At 57.2% G+C, this 18,978-nt stretch carries 15 protein-coding genes; 6 read left to right on the top strand and 9 right to left on the bottom strand.

Going from position 1 to position 18,978, the window contains the following annotated elements:
- Positions 1 to 76: 76 nt before the first annotated feature.
- Positions 77 to 703, bottom strand: a complete 627-nt coding sequence (locus tag VL547_RS20400; protein WP_325581416.1) for a polysaccharide deacetylase family protein — start codon at positions 701 to 703, stop codon at positions 77 to 79.
- A 30-nt stretch (positions 704 to 733) separates the two neighbouring features.
- Here VL547_RS20400 and gltX point away from each other — a divergent pair, with 30 nt between their 5' ends.
- From gltX to fumC, 6 genes are all read left to right on the top strand, one after another.
- The gene (gene gltX, locus VL547_RS20395; protein WP_325581414.1) at positions 734 to 2,293 is read left to right on the top strand and encodes a glutamate--tRNA ligase; all 1,560 of its coding nucleotides are present in this window, start codon (positions 734 to 736) and stop codon (positions 2,291 to 2,293) included.
- A 29-nt stretch (positions 2,294 to 2,322) separates the two neighbouring features.
- Positions 2,323 to 3,093: an enoyl-CoA hydratase/isomerase family protein gene (locus VL547_RS20390; RefSeq protein ID WP_325581412.1), complete on the top strand. Its 771-nt coding sequence runs from the start codon at positions 2,323 to 2,325 to the stop codon at positions 3,091 to 3,093.
- A 449-nt stretch (positions 3,094 to 3,542) separates the two neighbouring features.
- A complete protein-coding gene (locus VL547_RS20385) occupies positions 3,543 to 5,675 on the top strand; it encodes a nitrite reductase (protein WP_325581410.1) in 2,133 nt (710 codons plus the stop codon).
- Positions 5,676 to 5,677: 2 nt separating this feature from the next.
- Entirely contained in the window at positions 5,678 to 6,445 is a 768-nt protein-coding gene (gene cobA, locus VL547_RS20380) for a uroporphyrinogen-III C-methyltransferase (RefSeq protein WP_325581408.1), read from the top strand.
- A complete protein-coding gene (locus VL547_RS20375) occupies positions 6,442 to 7,041 on the top strand; it encodes a bifunctional precorrin-2 dehydrogenase/sirohydrochlorin ferrochelatase (RefSeq protein WP_325581406.1) in 600 nt (199 codons plus the stop codon). Before cobA ends, VL547_RS20375 begins: the two co-directional genes overlap by 4 nt.
- A 26-nt stretch (positions 7,042 to 7,067) precedes the next feature.
- Entirely contained in the window at positions 7,068 to 8,471 is a 1,404-nt protein-coding gene (fumC, locus tag VL547_RS20370) for a class II fumarate hydratase (RefSeq protein WP_325581404.1), read from the top strand.
- Between the two features lie 98 nt (positions 8,472 to 8,569).
- Here fumC and VL547_RS20365 read toward each other — a convergent pair whose 3' ends face one another.
- The 8 genes from VL547_RS20365 to VL547_RS20330 all read right to left on the bottom strand — a co-directional run bounded on the left by VL547_RS20365 (position 8,570) and on the right by VL547_RS20330 (position 18,736).
- Positions 8,570 to 9,229 (bottom strand): lipoprotein signal peptidase, encoded by a 660-nt coding sequence (locus tag VL547_RS20365; RefSeq protein ID WP_325581402.1) that lies wholly within the window; start codon positions 9,227 to 9,229, stop codon positions 8,570 to 8,572.
- A gap of 27 nt (positions 9,230 to 9,256) precedes the next feature.
- Positions 9,257 to 11,695: a bifunctional UDP-N-acetylmuramoyl-tripeptide:D-alanyl-D-alanine ligase/alanine racemase gene (locus VL547_RS20360; protein WP_325581400.1), complete on the bottom strand. Its 2,439-nt coding sequence runs from the start codon at positions 11,693 to 11,695 to the stop codon at positions 9,257 to 9,259.
- Entirely contained in the window at positions 11,692 to 12,450 is a 759-nt protein-coding gene (locus VL547_RS20355) for a TerC family protein (RefSeq protein ID WP_325581398.1), read from the bottom strand. Before VL547_RS20355 ends, VL547_RS20360 begins: the two co-directional genes overlap by 4 nt.
- A complete protein-coding gene (gldG, locus tag VL547_RS20350) occupies positions 12,447 to 14,141 on the bottom strand; it encodes a gliding motility-associated ABC transporter substrate-binding protein GldG (RefSeq protein ID WP_325581396.1) in 1,695 nt (564 codons plus the stop codon). The genes VL547_RS20355 and gldG overlap by 4 nt, the downstream gene beginning before the upstream one ends.
- Positions 14,138 to 14,863 carry a gliding motility-associated ABC transporter permease subunit GldF gene (gldF, locus tag VL547_RS20345; protein ID WP_325581394.1) on the bottom strand — a complete coding sequence of 242 codons (726 nt, stop codon included), beginning with the start codon at positions 14,861 to 14,863 and terminating at the stop codon, positions 14,138 to 14,140. The genes gldG and gldF overlap by 4 nt, the downstream gene beginning before the upstream one ends.
- A 429-nt stretch (positions 14,864 to 15,292) precedes the next feature.
- Positions 15,293 to 16,465 carry an IscS subfamily cysteine desulfurase gene (locus VL547_RS20340; RefSeq protein ID WP_325581392.1) on the bottom strand — a complete coding sequence of 391 codons (1,173 nt, stop codon included), beginning with the start codon at positions 16,463 to 16,465 and terminating at the stop codon, positions 15,293 to 15,295.
- 67 nt (positions 16,466 to 16,532) lie between these two features.
- Complete coding sequence (locus VL547_RS20335; protein ID WP_325581390.1) at positions 16,533 to 17,141, bottom strand: MarR family winged helix-turn-helix transcriptional regulator; 609 nt, start codon at positions 17,139 to 17,141, stop codon at positions 16,533 to 16,535.
- Positions 17,142 to 17,455: 314 nt separating this feature from the next.
- Positions 17,456 to 18,736 carry a UDP-N-acetylmuramoyl-tripeptide--D-alanyl-D-alanine ligase gene (locus tag VL547_RS20330; RefSeq protein ID WP_325581387.1) on the bottom strand — a complete coding sequence of 427 codons (1,281 nt, stop codon included), beginning with the start codon at positions 18,734 to 18,736 and terminating at the stop codon, positions 17,456 to 17,458.
- Between the last annotated feature and the right edge of the window lie 242 nt (positions 18,737 to 18,978).

Here is an 18,978-nt window from a genome sequence, read left to right as displayed (position 1 = left end):
ATTAAAAACGGGCCAGGGTATCTACCCAGGCCCTTCTTTTTTCCAAGACCAACCCAATTACCTGACCCTAATATTGTTATATACTTATTTTTTCCATCATATAACCGTTTTCCGTGAGGTATTGAAGCACCCTCGGGAGGGCAAAGGTTACATGCGGGAAGGCTTTTTCACTATCGTGAAAGACGATGATCGCCCCCGGTTTTACGGCGTGAATCACATTCGAAACACATTTTTCCCCAGAAATTTTCCGGTCGAAATCGCCGCTTAGGACGGTCCACATGATGGGCGTCATTTGGAGCGCGGGCTTGGACAATTGCGCCAGCTGGAACCTGGTGATCCTGCCGTATGGCGGGCGGAACAGATGGGAGTCGACGAGCTTGGCGGTCTTAAGTATGTCGTCGAAGTATTGCTTGTCGGGGGTCTTCCAGCCATTGAGGTGGTTGTACGTGTGATTGGCGGTGCGATGTCCTTCCGCAAGAATACGGTTGTAGAGTTCCGGATATTGGGTTACGTTCTTGCCGATGCAAAAGAACGTGGCCCTGGCTTTGTATCGCCTGAGCTGTTCGAGGATGAACGGAGTGGCCTCGGGATGCGGTCCGTCGTCGAAGGTGAGGTATATCTTTTTTTCCTTGCCGGGCATCCGCCAGACACAATCCGGATAGACCTGGCGGAGGAGCCAGGATGCGGTAGTCAAATACAACATGACATAAAGGTAATGATATACCTTTGCGCCATGAGTTCTGCGCAAAAAGTAAGGGTACGATTCGCGCCCAGCCCCACGGGGGGCTTGCACCTGGGTGGCGTCCGCACGGTTTTATTCAACTATCTCTTTGCCCGCCGGCATGGCGGGGATTTCGTTTTGCGCATCGAAGACACGGATCAAACGCGGTTCGTGGAGGGCGCGGAAGAATACATTCAGCGCTGTCTGGAATGGTGCGGGCTGGAGCCGGACGAAAGCCCGTTCAAGGGCGGTCCCTACGGACCCTACCGGCAAAGCGAACGGAAGCCGATGTACCGGGAATTCGCTTTGCTGCTGGTGGAATCGGGGAAAGCTTACTATGCTTTCGATACGCCGGAAGAGCTGGAATATATGCGATCGAGCCTTAAGACGGCCGAAAACCCCAATCCCCAATACGACCACCGGCTGCGGATGCAAATGCGCAATTCCCTTTCTTTGCCCCAAGAGGAGGTCGACCGGTTGATTCAAGGGGGCGCCCCGTATGTCATTCGTATCCGGATGCCTGAGGGCGAGACCATCGGGTTTAGGGATATGATCCGCGGCGAGGTTACGTTTCAGACGGGGCAGGTGGACGACAAGGTCCTACTGAAGGCGGACGGGATGCCTACCTATCATCTGGCGGTGGTCGTGGACGATTACCACATGAAAATAACCCATGCTTTCCGGGGCGAAGAATGGTTGCCCTCGGCGCCGGTGCATCTGCTGTTGTGGAAGTACCTGGGATGGGAGGAAAGCATGCCGCAATGGGCACACCTTCCCCTGATCCTGAAACCGGACGGGAATGGGAAGTTGAGCAAACGCGACGGAGACCGGTTGGGTTTCCCGGTTTTTGCGATGGACTGGAAAGATCCGAAAACCGGGGAGCTGACAAAGGGCTTCAAGGAGCTCGGGTTCCTGCCGGAGTCCTTTGTGAATATGCTGGCGATGCTGGGGTGGAATGATGGGACGGAGCAGGAGATATTTACGCTTGACGACCTGGTGGCCCGCTTCGACATGGACCGCGTGCACAAGGGCGGGGCGAAGTTTAATTTTGATAAGGCGAAGTGGTTCAATCATGAGTGGATAAAGTTTTATCCGGCAGAGGGGTTGTATGAGCTCGTGGAGCCGTTGTTTGCGGCGAAAGGGGTGGTTTCTGCGAGCGCGGGCTCCAGGGGCGCGGTGACGCGGGAACGGATCGTCGATGTGATCCGCCTCGTGAAGGAGCGCTGTACCTTCCTCACGGACTTCTGGGACCAGAGCTACTTCTTCTTCGAGGACCCGGTGGAATACGATATGGTTGCGGTGGGGCCGAAGTGGAATGAAAAGAATAAGGCGTTCTTCGAGGCGTTGTCCGCGGATATCAAACAGCTGGTCGACTTCGACGCGGCTTTGCTGGAGACCAACTTCAAGGCGCTGGCCACCGCGCATGGGATCAAGGCGGGGGAGCTGCAGATGCTTTTCAGGGTGATGCTGGTGGGGGGGAAGTTCGGGCCGTCGCTGTTCGGGATTGCGGCGTTCCTGGGGAAGGAGAAGACGGCCCACCGGATCGACAAGGCCGTGGCGGTGTTTGGATGAAGCACGCGGGAGAATAAAAATTGCTTTCTATGTATACTACGCTTCTGACGGAGGTAAGGGACGGTATTTGTATCATTACGATCAACCGGCCGGACAAGCTCAACGCCCTCAACCGGACGGTGATGGCGGAGCTGGACCAGGCGGTGGCCGCGCTGATCGCGGACCCGGCGGTCCGGGGCGCCGTCATTACGGGGGCGGGGCCCAAAGCCTTTGTGGCGGGAGCCGACATCAGTGAGTTCGTGGGGTTGTCGGTAGAGGAAGGGAAGGCGCTCGCCAAAAAAGGACAGGACATATTTGCCCGCATCGAACAATCGCCTAAGCCTATCGTGGCGGCGGTTAATGGGTTCGCCCTGGGGGGCGGATGCGAGCTGGCCATGGCCTGCCACTTCCGGATCGCCTCCGACCTGGCAAAGTTCGGTCAACCCGAGGTGAACCTGGGGTTGATCCCGGGCTACGGCGGGACGCAGCGGCTCACCCGGCTGATCGGGAAGGGCAGGGCGACCGAGCTGATCATTACCGGGGCGACGATAGACGCGACCCGGGCGTCGCAGTATGGTCTCGTGAATGATGTCGTGAGCCCGGAGGCCCTGTTGGAAAAGACGTTATCCATTCTTCAGGTGGCGTGCGGCAAGGCGCCCCTGGCCGTCGCCCATAGCATCGCGGCGATCAACGCATCCTACGAGCCGGGGGGATTCGCCGCGGAGATCGAGGGGTTCGGGGCTTGTTTCGGGACGGAGGACATGATCGAGGGGACGGCGGCGTTCCTCGAGAAGCGCAAGGCGCATTTCCAGGGGAAATAGGGCGCAGCCCATGGCAGGGTCGCGGCCGTCGGTGGCAGGCGGAGGCCGGCTGCCCCGGAGGCACCAACGATCGTTAGCTTGCCCGGCGGGAACCCGCGCTGGGCCTTCCTTTTTAGATAGTTCACAAAAATGGTGGGTTTTTGTTTGAAAAAATCAACGAAGGCGCTATATTTGTGAAGTCTACTTAAATGGTAGGGATATGAAGCGTCATAATAAACACATGATGGAGTGCTGTTGTTCCCCTTGTAACCGGGGACGGGGCGTTTGCATGCTTACGGATCATTAGTCAAAAAAACTGATTATACAACGTGCAAAGGCCTTCGGAAATACCGAAGGTCTTTGTTTTTCGGCGGCAAATTCTTTAGGAATTTAATTCGCCGCCGAAAAATATCAATGATGGGCCTTCGGCCGGCGGGCCCGTGGTCCGCCATAAAACAAAAACCAGCGTTATGCAGAGTTTCAGGACTGAACTGGAAAACCCGATCGTCGAAAAAGACATTATCGACCTGGAGAAAAAGATCAAGCTCTTCCGGGACGGGAAGATTCCCGATGAGAAATTCCGGAGCCTCCGATTGGCTAGGGGTATTTACGGACAACGTCAGCCGGGCGTGCAGATGATCCGCATCAAGCTTCCCTTCGGGAAGATGACGTGGGCGCAATGGAAGCGGATCTCGGACATATCCGACGAATATGCGACCGGGAACCTGCACCTCACGACCCGCCAGGACATCCAGATCCACTTTGTGAGCCTCGACCGGACGCCCGAGCTTTGGGCCAAGCTGGAGGAGGAGTCCATAACGATACGCGAGGCGTGTGGGAATACGGTGCGCAACATCACGGCCTCCGACCAGGCCGGGATCGACCCGCTGGAGCCCTTCGACGTGACGCCTTATGCGCACGCGGCCTTCACCTATTTCCTGCGCAATCCGGTTTGCCAGGACATGGGTCGCAAGTTCAAGATCGCGTTTTCTTCGAGCGAAAAAGATACCGCCTTTACTTTCATCCACGATATCGGCGTCATTCCCAAGGTGCGCTACGAGCAGGGCAAAGAGATCCGCGGATTCAAGGTCCTGTTGGCCGGGGGGCTCGGGGCGCAGCCGATGCTGGCCTATGTGGCGCACGAGTTCCTCGAGGCCGACCTGCTGATCCCCTACATCGAAAACGTGCTCCGGGTATTTGACCGGCATGGCGAACGGGCCAGCCGGCACAAGGCGCGGTTGAAATTCCTGCTCCAAAAGATCGGGCTGGAGGAATTCAACCGGCTGGTGGAGGAGGAACGCGTGGCGCTCAAGAATCACCGGGTGCACGTCGACGCGGATGTGTGGCCGGCGCCGGAATTGCCCGCCCTCTATACCCCCATACCCGCCTATTCCATCAAAAACCCGCTCCAGTACGAGCTATGGAAGCAGACCAATGTTTTCGAGCAGAAACAAGAGGGGTACTTCGGCGCTTATGTTCGCGTGAGCCTGGGGGACCTGCCGTCCGAGACCGCCCGCCAGCTGGCGGACCGCCTGAAATTGGTGGCGGCGGACGACGTCCGGGTAACGGTCAACCAAGGCTTGCTTTTCCGGTATATCCGGCCCCAGCACCTGCCCTATTTCTTCAGCGTGCTGGAGAGCTATGGGTTGGGCGCGCCCGGTTTCGACAGCGTAGCCGACGTGACGGCCTGTCCAGGCACCGACACGTGCAACCTGGCGATCTCCAGCAGCACCGGCATCGCGGCGGCGCTGGAACAGGTCGTGGACGAGGAGTTCCCGGAACTGCTCCACAATACCGACATCAAGATCAAGATCAGCGGATGTATGAACTCCTGCGGCCAGCATAGTATGGCAGGGATCGGTTTCCATGGGTCTTCGCTGAAGAGCGGGGGCAATGTGGTGCCGGCGCTCCAGGTGTGCCTGGGCGGTGGTGTCGTAGGGGACGGCGTTGGCCGTATTTCCGACAAGGTGATCAAGATACCCAGCCGCAGGGGGCCCCAGGCGCTCCGGGTGCTGCTGACGGACTACGATGCCAACAAGGAGCCCAAGGAGCGTTACCACGAGTACTTCGATCGCCGCGGGAACAAATATTTCTACGAGCTGTTGAAACCGCTGGCCGACCTGTCCGGTATCCGGGATGAAGAGCTCGTAGACTGGGGCAGGCAGGAGAAGTTCGCCACCGCCATCGGCGTGGGGGAATGCGCCGGCGTCGTGATCGACCTGGTGCAGACGCTGCTCTTCGAGGCCGAAGAAAAACTCGACTGGGCCGCGCAGGCCTTCGAGGAAGGAGCCTATGCGGACGGTATCTATCACGTCTACTCGTCCTTTATACAGGGGGCAAAGGGGTTGCTGCTGGGCCAGCAGATTGCCTGCAATACCCAGACCGGTATCCTCCGCGACTTCGACAAGCACTTTACCGCCGAGGGACGGTTCGACCTTTTCCCCAACCTGAGCGACGTAACGCTGCAGATCAACAAGAACGAACCGGCCGCTGACTTCGCTTGGGCGTATTTACTGCAGGCGAGGGATTTTTATCACTGGGCGACGGAATTCCGAAAGGCGCAAAAAGCGCAGGAATCCGAACCCGCTCTTCAAAGCCAATAATCATGTCTACGACCCCCAAACTGACCCTCGTGGGCGCGGGTCCCGGGGACCCTTCCCTCATCACCGTGAAAGGGCTGGAGGCCATTAAAAACGCCAGGGTGATCCTATATGATGCCCTGGTGAACCCGGAGCTGCTGAAACACGCTTCAAAGGGATGCCTGATCCGTTTTGTCGGGAAGCGTTCGGGGGTGCACCTCTATACGCAGAAAGAGATCAACCTGATGATCCTGAAGTACGTTTTTTCGCTGGGGCACGTGGTACGGTTGAAGGGCGGTGATCCGTTCGTCTTCGGGCGCGGTCAGGAAGAGATCGCCTACGCCCAGAAGTACCGGATCGACACCGAGGTCATCCCGGGGATCAGCAGCGCCATCGGCATCCCGGGGATCAACCACATCCCGGTGACCGCCAGGGGCGTCAGCGAGGGTTTTTGGGTCATAACCGGGACAACCGAAGCACGCAAGCTTTCCAGCGACCTGGAGTTTGCCATCCAGGCCGGCACCACCCTGGTGATCCTCATGGGTATGGGGCAGCTGTCCAAGATCGCCGAGCGGTTCACCGCCTTTGGAAAGGAGGGCACGCCCGCGGCCGTGATACAGAACGGAAGCCTGCCCGACCAGCACATACGCGTGGCCACGATCGGCGAGCTCCCGGATATAGCGCAGGCGGAGGGCTTGAAAAACCCGGCGGTCATCGTGATCGGGGAGGTCGTGCGCTTTTATGAGGCCCACCAGCTATCTTTGCTGGCTGGGGGCCTGCGGGTCGCGGTATGAGCAACAACCTTTTTCCCATCTTCGTAAAGCTCGATCAGGTCGGGACCCTGCTGGTGGGCGGGGGGAAGGTGGGTTTGGAAAAAGCAAACGCCGTACTCGCCAACGACCCTTCAGCCAGGCTTACCGTCGTGGCTTCCGCGGTCTCGCCGGATTTGCAGGCGCTGCTGGCGGCGCACCCTCAGGTATCCGTTTTTGAAAGGCCGTTTGCGCCGGAAGACCTTGACGGGAAGCAGCTCGTTATATGCGCCACGGGGGATGCGACAGTCAACGAGGTGATTCGCGGGGAGTGCCGGCGGCGCGGCATCCTGCTGAATGTCGCGGATACACCGGACCTTTGCGACTTTTACCTGTCGTCGGTCGTGCGCAAGGGCAACCTGAAAATCGCCATCTCCACCAACGGGAAGTCACCCACCATGGCCAAACGGCTGCGGGAGCTGTTTTCAGAGATCTTTCCCGACGAAACCGACGACCTTTTGTTACGCCTGAACGCCCTCCGGGATCGCATGAAGGGCGACCTGCCGGAGAAGATACGGCAGCTCGACAACCTCACCCGCTCGCTTTTGGAGTCCAGGAACACTTCGGATGATTTGCCTTAACTTAGCGCTCGCAAATCAGTTCACTTATGGAATACCGCATCGAGAAGGACACCATGGGGGAAGTCAAGGTTCCCGCCCATGCCTACTATGGAGCCCAGACCCAACGCAGCATCGACAATTTCAAGATCGCCCAGGACATCAACCGGATGCCAAAGGAGATCATCCGCGCTTTCGCCTATCTGAAGAAGGCGGCGGCGCTCGCCAACGTCGATGCGGGCGTGCTTTCCGCGGAGAAAAAGGACGTGATAGCCGCCGTCTGCGACGAGATACTGGCGGGTAAGCTGGACGAGTTCTTCCCGCTGGTGGTCTGGCAAACGGGCAGCGGTACCCAAAGCAACATGAACGTCAACGAGGTGATCGCCTACCGCGGGCACGTGCTGCACGGGGGTAAGCTGGAGGACAAGGAAAAGTTCCTCGCGCCCAACGACGACGTCAACAAATCCCAGTCTTCCAACGATACCTTCCCGACCGCGATGCACATAGCGGCCTACAAGATGCTGGTGGAAACGACCATACCTGGCATCGAAAAACTCCGCGACACGCTGGCGGCAAAGAGCAAGCAGTACATGCACGTGGTGAAGATCGGGCGCACCCACTTTATGGACGCCACCCCCCTCACGCTCGGCCAGGAATTCAGCGGGTACGTGTCCCAGCTGGACCACGGGCTGCGGGCGATCAAGAATACCCTTCCACACCTTTCCGAGCTCGCCCTGGGCGGCACTGCCGTCGGGACCGGCATCAATACCCCCGAGGGCTATGCGGTCAACGTTGCCCGTCATATCGCCGAACAAACGGGGCTGCCCCTCGTGACGGCGGAGAACAAATTCGAATCGCTGGCCGCCCACGACGCCATCGTCGAGGCGCACGGGGCGCTCAAGACCGTTGCGGTCAGCCTGATGAAAATCGCCAACGACGTACGGATGCTCAGTTCGGGCCCCAGGGCGGGGATCGGTGAAATACACATACCCGATAACGAGCCGGGATCGTCCATCATGCCCGGGAAGGTGAACCCCACACAGTGCGAGGCCTTGACCATGATCGCCGCCCAGGTGCTGGGGAACGATGTGGCGATCAACGTCGGGGGCGCCACGGGCCACTTCGAGCTGAACGTCTTCAAGCCGATGATGATCTATAACTTCCTGCACAGCGCGCGTCTGATCGGGGACGGATGCGTCAGCTTCAACGATAAGTGCGCCGTGGGTATCGAGCCCATCGAAGCCAATATCCAGGCTCACGTCAACAACTCGCTGATGCTCGTCACGGCCCTCAATACCAGGATCGGATACTACAAGGCCGCCGAGATCGCGCAAAAGGCCCACAAGGAGGGTAAAACGCTCAAGGAGATGGCCGTCTCATTAGGATACCTTACCCCGGAAGAGTTCGACCAATGGGTCGTACCGTCAAAAATGGTTGGACAGTTGCCTAGCTAACCATATTTGATAATGTCGGCGAATTTGCGGAAATTTAATGAGCCGTTGCTAACACGCCTACTACGCTAATTAAACTGGCCGAGTTTTTAATCCGTACCCTAGCGGGTGGTTTGCATCTCGTCTACCTTTGCGCTGGATTTTTCTTCGTGCCGGTGCCTTTTGAAGAACTTCTTCTGACAGACCAGGATGGCAATCACGCCAACCGAAATGCATGCGTCAGCAATATTGAAGATGGGTTGAAAGAACGTGAACCGGGTGCCTCCCCAAAAGGGTATCCAGCCGGGCAGCAGCTTGTTGTTCACGATCGGGAAATACAGCATGTCAACCACGCTGCCATGCAGGAAACCTGCGTACCCGTGACCCGTAAAGGCCTGTGAGAAGGTATCGCGTGTGCTTTCCGTAAATATGAGCCCGTAAAAAAGACTGTCGATGAGGTTGCCCATGGCGCCCGCGTAGATCAGCGCGGCACAGACGATAAAACCGGGGTGGTATTTTTCCCGTACGATGCGCACCAGGTAGAAGCTGCCGAACACGACGGCCGCCAGCCGGAAGAGGGTGAGCGCGAGCTTGGCCCAGCTGCCGTCGCCAAAAGTGGCGCCGTAGGCCATGCCTTCGTTTTCGATAAAGTACAAACGGAACCAGGGGCGGATAACGAAGTGTTCGTCATACAGGTGAAAGTGCGTCTTTACATAGAATTTCAGCGCCTGGTCGGCTGCCAATAGCAATATAATGATGCCAAATACGTGTTTGAGCTTCACAAGAACCGGTTTTCGTCAAAGATAATGTTATTGTTCAAAATATATCCTGCGTACCCGCTGGCTGACGCCTGTCAGGATTTCGTAGGGAATGGTTCCGGCCCACCCCGCGACCTGGGAGACGGAAAGCCCCGCTCCGAAAACGACAACTTCGTCACCCTCTTCGACACCCCCTATTCCCGTGACATCCAGCATACACATGTCCATGGCAATGGCGCCGATGGTAGGCGCGAGCCGGCCCCTGACGAGCATGCGGCCCACGCCATTGCCCAACCGTCTTGGATAACCATCGGCATATCCTATACGGACGGTGGCAATTAAAGACGGACGGTCGATGGTTCCCCGGCGGTTGTAGCCCACGGTTTCCCCGGGCTCCAGGCGGTGTAGCTGGGCGATATTTGTTTTTAGGGTGGAAACTTCTTCTAATGGGAGCGTCCCCGTCCCGTCGACGCCGTACAGACCGATGCCCAGGCGCACCATATCGAACTGGAACTCAGGATGACGGAGCGCGCCGGCGGTATTGTCGATGTGTTGCAGGAAGGGATAGGGGAGCGCGGCGCGCAAAACGGCGCAGCCTTCAATGAAGCGCCCGGCCTGCAGACGGGTAAAGGTGTCTTCGGAAGGGTCCTCGCTGGCGGCCAGGTGGCTGAAGACGCTCCTGACCTCGACGGCGGGGTCCGTTTGTAACGTCTTCGCCAGGGTTGCGATTTCGACCGGCATGAAGCCCAACCGGTGCATGCCGGTATCGAGCTTTATGTGTACGGGGTATCGCTGTATGCCTTCCTCTTCCAGGTAGTCCCGGAAGGTTTTTAGCACGGAGAACGAAAAGATTTCAGGTTCGAGGTGGTGGCGGACCAGGGTCTCATAGGCGCTGGTCTCCGGGTTCATGACCATGATGGGCATGGTGATGCCCGAGTCCCGCAGGTGCACGCCTTCGTCGGCATAGGCGACGGCCAGGTAATCTACCTTATGGAATTGGAGGAGGTTCGCTATTTCATAGCTTCCGCTGCCGTAAGAGAACGCCTTGACCATGGCCATGATCCGGGTTTGCGGGCTAAGCCGTTGCCTGTGCGCCTGGAGGTTCCGGGCCATGGCGTCGAGGTCGATCTCCAATACGGTCTGATGGGCCTGGAGCTCCAGCAACCGGCTGATGCGCTCGAAGGCGAAGGCGCGGGCGCCCTTGAGGAGGATGGTTTCGTCATGGAAACCCGGGGCGGATTTCAGGAATTCTTCGGTGTCATTGTAGAAGTGCGTGTCTTTGATGCCGTCGAACAGCCGTTGCGCGTTTTTGATGCGCGGGCCGATGCCGATGAACCGGTCGACCTTGCGGTTTTTGAAGGCTTGCGAGATCTTTTTATAGACTTCCGTTTCGGGCAGCCCGGTCTCCAGCAGGTCGGAAAGGATGACCGTTTTGCGCGGATGCTGGTGTTGTTGGGAAAGAAAGTCGAGGGCGATGTATAATGAATCCAGGTCGGCGCTATAGCTGTCGTTGATCAGGGTGCACTGGTGCTGGGCCTGCTTGAGCTCCAGGCGCATGGCCACGGGCTGGAGACGGGCCATGCCGCGGTCGGGGACCTGCATGAGCAGTAACAGGGACCAGCAGTGGATGGCGTTTTCGATGGAGGCTTCGTCGGTGAAGGGGATTTCCGTGGTTACTATTTGGTTTTCATAGATGCCTTCTATCGTTGTTTTACCGTTGATCGCTTTGATGTTTGTCAAATGGAGCGTGGCTTTTGGGTTCTTGCGGCTCCAGGAGAATTTTTTCGCCGTTACCGTGTCGACCTGTATGTTCGGGTCGTCTTCGTTATAGATCAACCAGTCGGCGTGTATAAATAGCTTAAGCTTTTCTTTTAGCTTTTCTTCCCGGTTTTGGAAGCCTTCGTCGTGCGCGGCGCCTATATTCGTCAAGATGCCATATGTTGGCCGGATGATGGGCTCGAGCCGTTCCATTTCACCGGGGAGCGAAATCCCCGCCTCGAAAATGCCCAGGGTATCTTCGGGGCGGATCTGCCAGACGGACAGCGGCACGCCTATCTGGGAATTATAGCTGCGTGGGCTGCGAACGATGGTATAGCGGTCGTGGAGCAATTGATAGAGCCATTCCTTTACAATGGTTTTGCCGTTGGAGCCCGTGATCCCCACAACGGGCAGGTGGAATTGCGCCCGGTGCGCCGCTGCGAGGGTCCCAAGGGCTTTTAGGGTGTTATCGACTTTCAGGATGCCCGCGCCGGGGACTGAGCGTTCGCTAATATCGCGGGACACCACGAACTGCCGGACGCCTGCCTTGTAGGCGTCGGCGATAAAATCGTGGCCATCTCTTTTAGCGGTCTGTATGGCAAAAAAGAGGCTGCTCTCCGGGTGGATGACCCGCCGGCTGTCCTGGATAAGGTAAAGGACCCTGGTGGGCACGCCCCCTGCCAGTATTTCCCCCCCGGTGATTTGTGCTACCCGGTACAGGTCGTAGGTCATGTCGGGCGCTTTTTGATGGACAAAAGGATCGACCCGCCAAGACAGGCCCCGATCACCAACAGGGACGCCCATTCGGGCAGGTGCAGGGGGATCATGCCGGCGAGCATCTTGGCCCCGATGAATACCAGGACGGCGGCGACGCCCTGTTGCAGGTAGCGGAAGCGGTCGACCGCGCCTTTCAGCAGGAAGAAAAGCGAACGAAGTCCCATCACCGCAAAGATATTGGAACCATAGGCAACCAGCGGGATGGTCGATATGGCCAGGATGGCGGGGATGGAGTCGAGGGCGAATACGACGTCGGTGAGGGCCAGGGTTACAACGATGAGGGCGAAGGGGTTCTTGATGAGCTTTTTCAGTACCCTGTTGATTTTGCCGTCGCCGGTGTTTTGTTCATGCCCTTTTGTCGTGAACATCTTCACGCCGGTGTAGACTAAAAAGGCGCCGAAGATATAGAGTACCCAATGGGCCTTCTGTATCAGGGCAAGTCCGCCGGCGATGAAACCGATCCGGAAAACGATCGCCAGGATGATGCCCGCGGTAAGGGCGCGGGGCGTGTCCTTTTCGGAGACCTGGAAAAAGCGGAAGAGGAGGACGAAGACAAATATATTGTCGATGCTCAGCGACCATTCGGTGAGGTAGGCGGTGGCGTACTGCAGGGCGGCCACGCTGCCAAGCCTGCTCCAGACATAGACGCCAAAAGCCAGCGCCAGCAAGACCCACAACAGGGTCAGCAGCAGGGCGCGGCGGATACTCATCGCTGGTATATTTGTTTGCGGACCTGTTGATAGACAACCCCCGCCAAAAGTACGATCAGCAGGGGAACGACGATATTGATGACCTGCCACTGTACGCGTTCCTCATCCACCTTTTGCCGGTCGAGGTTGCGCAAGACGAGTTGTTTGTCCCTGGTTTCGAGCACGCCGGAGGAATCGGTGAGGTACTGCATGCAGTTCAGGAAGAAATCCTTGTTGGCGTACTCGTCCTGTGTATACGGGTTGGTGCCCATCGGCAGCGGGCCGTTCTGCTGACTTACCGCGTTCAGGATGATATCCCCGTCGGAGACGACGATCATTTTGGCGGGACCTACGCCCTCCGGGACGAAGGGTTGTCCAGCAGCCTGCAGGGCGTCGCGGAAGGCTGAAGGGAGCCGGTTTTCGTAGAAAGAATGGAAACGTCCTTCCAGGAGGACGCCTGCGGTAATATATTTCCGGGTATACTGGGCGGGATCGGTGACCTTGACGTTGTCCCAGCTGACGATTGCCGGCGTGGACAGTATCCGGGCATAGTCCGAGCTGGTCAGCAGGATCGTTTTCTGTATACCCGCGGCCTTGACGGTGTCGATAGAGTTGACGAACTGCCCCAAAACCGGATCGAGGTTCCTGGAGATCGGGTGGTTGTCGGTGGGTTCCAAGAGCGGGAAATAGGGCCAGGGAACGAGCTGCATCTGCGGTTTACCGCCAACCGTTCCGACCGCTAGCGGCATCTGGTCGCAGTGCATGTCCTGCACCAGGTCGACGTTGATCCGCACACCGTAGTGGAAAAGCTGGTCGCCGAGGTTGAGACCCCGGTCGAAGGCGACGAACTGGTTTACCTGGCGGAGGCTGTCCAGCTCCGCATACAGGTTGTCGATAAACCAGATCACGCTACCCCCGTGCATGACGAATTGGTCGATCTTCAGTTTGTCCGGTTCGGTAAAGGCCTGTAGCGGTTTGGCGATGACCAGGGCGCTATAGGAATCCGGTATGTACGGGACCCGGTAGAGGGTGAGGGTATCTACGATATAGTTGCGGGCGAGCGTCGTGATCGCGTCGTAGCTCGTCAGGTCCATGGGTTCGCCGTTGCCCAGCAGGTAGGCGACGTGGGGTACGCGTTTGCGGGACATCATATGGATGGCGCTCGCGAATTTGAACTCCAGCAAGGACTCGGCATTGTTGATCTTACTCTCCGCGTCCTCCCCCTTGTCGCTGGACAGGTCCACGGGCATCGCCTGTTCCCCGTAGTGAACCACGGCCGCGGGAAAAATGGTCCGCTGGCTGGATTCTTCACCCGGCTTTGCGCTGACGGTAAGGGTATAGGGTTTGAGACCCATGGACGCCAGGCTGTCGTATACCTTTGCCTGGAGGGAATCCGGGAGGCCCTCGCCGGGCTTTATAAAGCGAAAGGATAGTTTGCCGTCCGCCTCGTCCTGCATTTCCCTTAGAAGGTCGCTCGTGGCGTTTTGCAGGTTGTGGAAAACGGCGGGGAATTCCCCTTTCAGGTAAACTTCCACAAAGACGGGGGTATCCAGGTTTTTTAATATGCGGCGGGTTGGCCCGGACAAGGAAAAACGCTTCTCCTGCGTCAGGTCGACCCGGAAGTGGAGCTTGGACCCCAATATATTAAGGACGACCAGCCCGGCCAGGAGAATCAACCAGTTATAACGGGTGCTCGTTTTTCGGGTGTTCATTTTTTCAACAATCGGCGTTGGGTCAGGAAAAGGAAAAACACGATCAGACTGGCAAAATATAACACGTCCCGACTGTCCAGGACGCCCTTGGAAATGCTTTGGTAGTGAAAGTCGATGCCCAGCATCTGGAGGTAGTAGTCGGCGCCGCCGGAAAATCCGGGTAGCTTGCTGAGCGAGTTGAACCCGCTATAGAGGATAAAACAGCCAAAAGCGCTGCTCAGAAAGGCTACGATGGCGTTTGTGGTAAAACTGCTGCACCAGGTTCCGACGGCCGTAAACGCGGCGCAAAGCAGTCCGAGGCCGATATAAGAACCGGTGATCCCGCCCGTGTCCAGGGAGGCATTCCCGGCTTCCAGCGCCTTGATCGTGATAATATACGTGAGGGTCGGCACCAGGGCAAGGATCACGACCGCCAGGGCGGACACGTATTTGCCGGTCACGATCTGTACCCCGCTCAGGGGGCGGGTCTTTAGGATCTCGATGGTGCCCGACCGCCACTCGTCGGCAAAAAGCCGCATGGTGATGGCCGGAATCAGCAAAAGGAGCACCCAGGGAGCCAGGGAAAAGTAGTTGTCCAGGGAGGCGTATCCGTAGTCCAGAATGTTCGAGTCTCGGAATACAAACAGCATCAGTCCGTTGAGGAGCAGGAAGACTATAATGGCAACATAGCCTGTCAGCCCGCTGAAAAACTGGCGCAGGTCTTTCTTACAAACCGACCACATATAGACAAAAATAACGGAGACCGCCAAATCGGCCGGTTTTTTTTTACCGGTTAACTTTTTTTTATTTTTTTTGCTGCCCGTGCAGCAATTTTTCAAAAGTGCCTGTCTTTTAACTTATACTACATCACGTTTACTTTTGTTGCTTATATTGTTATTTTGATTTTTCCGAAACCAACTGCAGAGAATCCCCCGTATGGGGGATTTTTTTTGGGTCCTACCCGCCGGGAAAAAAAGTGCTATTTCTGGGGGAAATGCGGGGGATTATGCGATATTTAGGGCAACAAAAGGACGCATAAGGCGTTTTTTTAAGGGTTTGGGCGGGTTGGAGCGCCGGCCTGCCGGGTTTTAGGCCTGGCAGGGAGGTTTAGCCAAGGCTTCCCAAAACTAGGTGTTGATGAAAGAAGGCCTTCCGATTATCGGAGGGCTTTTTTATTGGCGGTGGGCTTGCTGCCCGGCGCGGAGACGGGTGACGGCCTGAGAGAGGTGGGTGATCGTGTAATCGATTTCTTCGGGGGTGGTGAAGCGACCGAGGCTGAGGCGGAGGGAGGCGTGGGCGAGGTTGTCGGGGAGGCCCATGGCCTTTAGGACATAGGAGGGCTCGATGCTGGCAGATGTGCAGGCGGAGCCGGAGGAAAGGGCTATTTCCTTGGAAACGGAGAGCATCAGCGACTGGCTCTCAATGTATCGGAAAGAAATGTTGGTGACGTGCGGGAGGCGATGGGCGGGGTCGCCGTTGAGGTGGGTTTCGCCGAGGGAAAGAAGGGCGGTTTCGAGTCGGTCGCGGAGGGCGATAAGTCGGGGGGCTTCGGTGTCGAGTGATGTCCGGCAGATGTCCGCGGCTTTGCCAAAGCCCACGATACCGGGGACGTTCAATGTGCCGCTGCGCATGTTGCGTTCATGACCGCCGCCGTCCATTTGGGGCGTGAGGGAAACGCGGGGGTTTTTGCGGCGGATATAAAGGGCGCCGGCCCCCTTTGGTCCATACAGCTTATGGGCGCTGCAGGCCAGCAGGTCGATGCCGTCGGCCTGGACGTCGACGGGTATCTTGCCGACGGCTTGCGTGGCGTCACAAAAAAAGAGGACGCCGTGTTTTTTTGCGATGGCGCCGACGTCGCGGATGGGATGCAGTACGCCGGTCTCGTTGTTGGCGTACATGAGCGCGATGAGGATGGTGTTTGGGCGGATGGCGGCCTCCACTGCGACCGGGTCGACGCGGCCATCGGAACCGACCGGGAGCCAGGTGACCTCTCCTCCCATTTTTTCAATGTGCTTACAGGTATCGAGGACGGCTTTGTGCTCTGTCTGACACGTGATGATGTGATTGCCCTTGGCGGTATACCGGTCAAAAATGCCCTTCAGGGCGAGGTTGCCGGCTTCGGTCGCGCCGGATGTAAATACGATTTCTTTGGGCTCCGCGCCGATGAGGGAGGCTACTTGTTCCCGAGCCAGCTCAACGGCTTCTTCCGCCGCCCACCCAAAGGCATGGGAACGGCTCGCGGCGTTTCCATATACTTCCGTGAAAAAAGGGAGCATGGCTTCCACTACGCGAGGATCGCATGGCGTGGTGGCGTTGTAGTCCAAATAAACGGGCAATCGGAGCATAGGTAATGTCCTTACGCGAAGGTAAGGCATATACCCGGGGCTCCGATTGCTATTTTGCGCGGTCTTGTTAGTCGAGGTCGGCGTGGGCGGGGCAATCGACGCGCAGGGTCTTTACGGTCAACTTTTTCTTGAATGCCTCGCAATAGTGCGTATTGTTCATGTTGCCTTTGTAGTTGCGGCAGTGAAAACACATCCTCTCCACGGCCAGCACTTCCTCTTCAAGGAGCTGACGAGACAGGCGCATCAGGGTCACCAGCAGCGTCTCCCTGTCTTTCGGGGAAAGATGGCCAAGGGCGGAGTCCAGCGCGCCGGTGAAGTTGGCGACGTGAGAGGCAATCTTTTCACCCTTTGCCGTAAGGGAAACGGTGACGCTGCGCGCGTCCTCCACGTCCGTTTTTTTGCGAACGAGTCCTTTCTGCTCCAATGTTTTCAGCGAATCGCTGATCGTGGCTTTCGTCATGTTGAACTCCCGGGCCATGTAAGCTACCTTCCGGAGGTCTTCTTCCTGGTGATAACGGACGAACAACAGCAGCTGTATCTGAATGGGGCTAAGACCGTATTCTTTGCCGGAGTCCCAAAGCATTACCCTGAAAACTTCAGAGACCTTTTCCAGGGACACGATGATTTTGCTGTTCACATTAGCATTCTGGTGAACGGGATCAAAAGCTGAAGACATAAGAAGTAGGATTCGAAAGTGAATAATTATTGATTGAGCCTTTAAGCATAGCTACTGAATTAATAATAACAGTTCATTAATTTGTCCCAACCCATCGTTAGTCAGGATAATTAACTAAATGTTTTACATGGTTAAAAAAGGAACGGTATTGGCGTCTGGATCTTTTCAGCAGGATAGGAAAATGCTCGATCCCCCAGCGGCTTGTAGTAGCGGGTTCTAAAAGAAAAATGAAGATACAGGTATTTTTACTATTGTACCAAGAGCCGTGAGGAATCATTTGTTAACGGGTCGTAAAGGGATTAACGACTTTCCAATTAGGATTCCAAGACATTTTCCATGGCTATGCCTCTCGAGCCCTTGATCAATATGGTGGCGTGATCCAGAGCCTGTTGCTTTAACCAATCGCGTGCCTGCGTCGTATCCGGAAGATAGGTGTAAGCGTGAGTAACGTGCGCAAAGTCGCCGCCAACAAGAGCTACAGCCTTCCAAGGGTAGCGGCTGATCAGGTCGACAAGGGATTGATGTTCCGACACGCTTTCGGGTCCGAGCTCTCTCATGCCGCCGAGCATGAGAACCTTATCGGGGGCATCCATGCGGGCGAAGTTCTCGATAGCGGCCGACATGCTGGATGGGTTGGCGTTGTAGGCGTCGAGGATGATGTGGTTGGTACCCCGCTCGATCATCTGCGAGCGACTGTTCGTGGGTGTATAAGCCTCAATAGCCTGGCGAATATCGTCATCGCTGACCTTGAACCACGCGCCCACGGTGACCGCGGCCAACACATTGGGTAGGTTGTAATCCCCGACCAGCCGGGTTTTCAGCAGAGGCAGCCGGGCGCCGTGGGTAATGTTGACCGCAAGGAATTCTCGGTTATCCGCCACCGTTCCCGTTATGTATTCCCCTCCCCGGGTCCCGTAGGTAACCCTGTGGGCTATCCCCTCGCTCATGTTCCGCAAATAGTCGTAGTCCCACATCACAAATGCCGTCCCCCCGGTCGATCGCAGATGATCGAACAATTCCCCCTTCCCCTTCCGGACCCCTTCCAGGCTCCCGAAACCTTCGAGGTGGGCTTTCCCCGTATTGGTAATGAGCCCGTATGTCGGGAGCGCGTAGGTACAATACCCCGCGATTTCCCCGATATGATTGGCCCCCATCTCGATGACCGCCATCTGCGCATCCTCCCTTATGCCCAGCAACGTCAGGGGGACGCCGATATGGTTGTTGAGGTTCCCCTGCGTGGTGTAGGTCTTGTACGTCGTAGACAGCACGGCGCTGATCAGCTCCTTTGTCGTCGTCTTGCCGTTGCTGCCGGTAATCGCCAGGACGAGGATGTCCAATTGCTGCCTATGGTATCTGGCCAGTTGCTGGAGCGTTTGTAACACGTCGTCGACTTTGATGAGTTTCTTGTTCGGTTCGCTTATCTCATCCACCACCGCATAGGCCGCTCCTTGGTCGAGGGCGCTTTTTGCCAGTTTGTTGGCATTGAAGTTCGGGCCCTTCAAGGCGAAGAACAGGTCGCCCGCCTTCAGCTTCCGCGTGTCCGTCTGGACGTCCGGGTGCGCCTTATATATATCGTACAATTCTTCGATGGTCATACGGCGAATATACGTCACCGTTGTGGTTCGCCGGTTCGTTGCGGCCCGGCTTGCGTCAGTGTTGCCTGGGGGCCCGCCCTGGCGGCGGACCGGTCTCCGCCGGTAGAAAAGCCGGCTGCGACCGCTCCGCCCCCAGGGCTGGCAGGCCGGCCCGAGGGGTGTTTTGCGCCCGTGTTTTGCGGAGCACCCACGGGCGCAAACCAGCCCCGAGGACCGGCCGGGCGCGAAAGGCGCAGGAAAGC

Source organism: Dinghuibacter sp. (genome assembly GCF_035492835.1).
In the GTDB taxonomy this organism is placed as follows: domain Bacteria; phylum Bacteroidota; class Bacteroidia; order Chitinophagales; family Chitinophagaceae; genus Dinghuibacter.
Note: the sequence above shows the minus strand (reverse complement) of the source record. Positions and strands in the feature narration are given on the sequence as shown.

Coding starts and splice junctions, on each gene's coding strand:
- VL547_RS20400 (WP_325581416.1), bottom strand. CDS start 703: ATGTTGTATTTGACTACCGCATCCTGGCTCCTCCGCCAGGTCTATCCG.
- gltX (WP_325581414.1), top strand. CDS start 734: ATGAGTTCTGCGCAAAAAGTAAGGGTACGATTCGCGCCCAGCCCCACG.
- VL547_RS20390 (WP_325581412.1), top strand. CDS start 2,323: ATGTATACTACGCTTCTGACGGAGGTAAGGGACGGTATTTGTATCATT.
- VL547_RS20385 (WP_325581410.1), top strand. CDS start 3,543: ATGCAGAGTTTCAGGACTGAACTGGAAAACCCGATCGTCGAAAAAGAC.
- cobA (WP_325581408.1), top strand. CDS start 5,678: ATGTCTACGACCCCCAAACTGACCCTCGTGGGCGCGGGTCCCGGGGAC.
- VL547_RS20375 (WP_325581406.1), top strand. CDS start 6,442: ATGAGCAACAACCTTTTTCCCATCTTCGTAAAGCTCGATCAGGTCGGG.
- fumC (WP_325581404.1), top strand. CDS start 7,068: ATGGAATACCGCATCGAGAAGGACACCATGGGGGAAGTCAAGGTTCCC.
- VL547_RS20360 (WP_325581400.1), bottom strand. CDS start 11,695: ATGACCTACGACCTGTACCGGGTAGCACAAATCACCGGGGGGGAAATA.
- VL547_RS20355 (WP_325581398.1), bottom strand. CDS start 12,450: ATGAGTATCCGCCGCGCCCTGCTGCTGACCCTGTTGTGGGTCTTGCTG.
- gldG (WP_325581396.1), bottom strand. CDS start 14,141: ATGAACACCCGAAAAACGAGCACCCGTTATAACTGGTTGATTCTCCTG.
- gldF (WP_325581394.1), bottom strand. CDS start 14,863: ATGTGGTCGGTTTGTAAGAAAGACCTGCGCCAGTTTTTCAGCGGGCTG.
- VL547_RS20340 (WP_325581392.1), bottom strand. CDS start 16,465: ATGCTCCGATTGCCCGTTTATTTGGACTACAACGCCACCACGCCATGC.
- VL547_RS20335 (WP_325581390.1), bottom strand. CDS start 17,141: ATGTCTTCAGCTTTTGATCCCGTTCACCAGAATGCTAATGTGAACAGC.
- VL547_RS20330 (WP_325581387.1), bottom strand. CDS start 18,736: ATGACCATCGAAGAATTGTACGATATATATAAGGCGCACCCGGACGTC.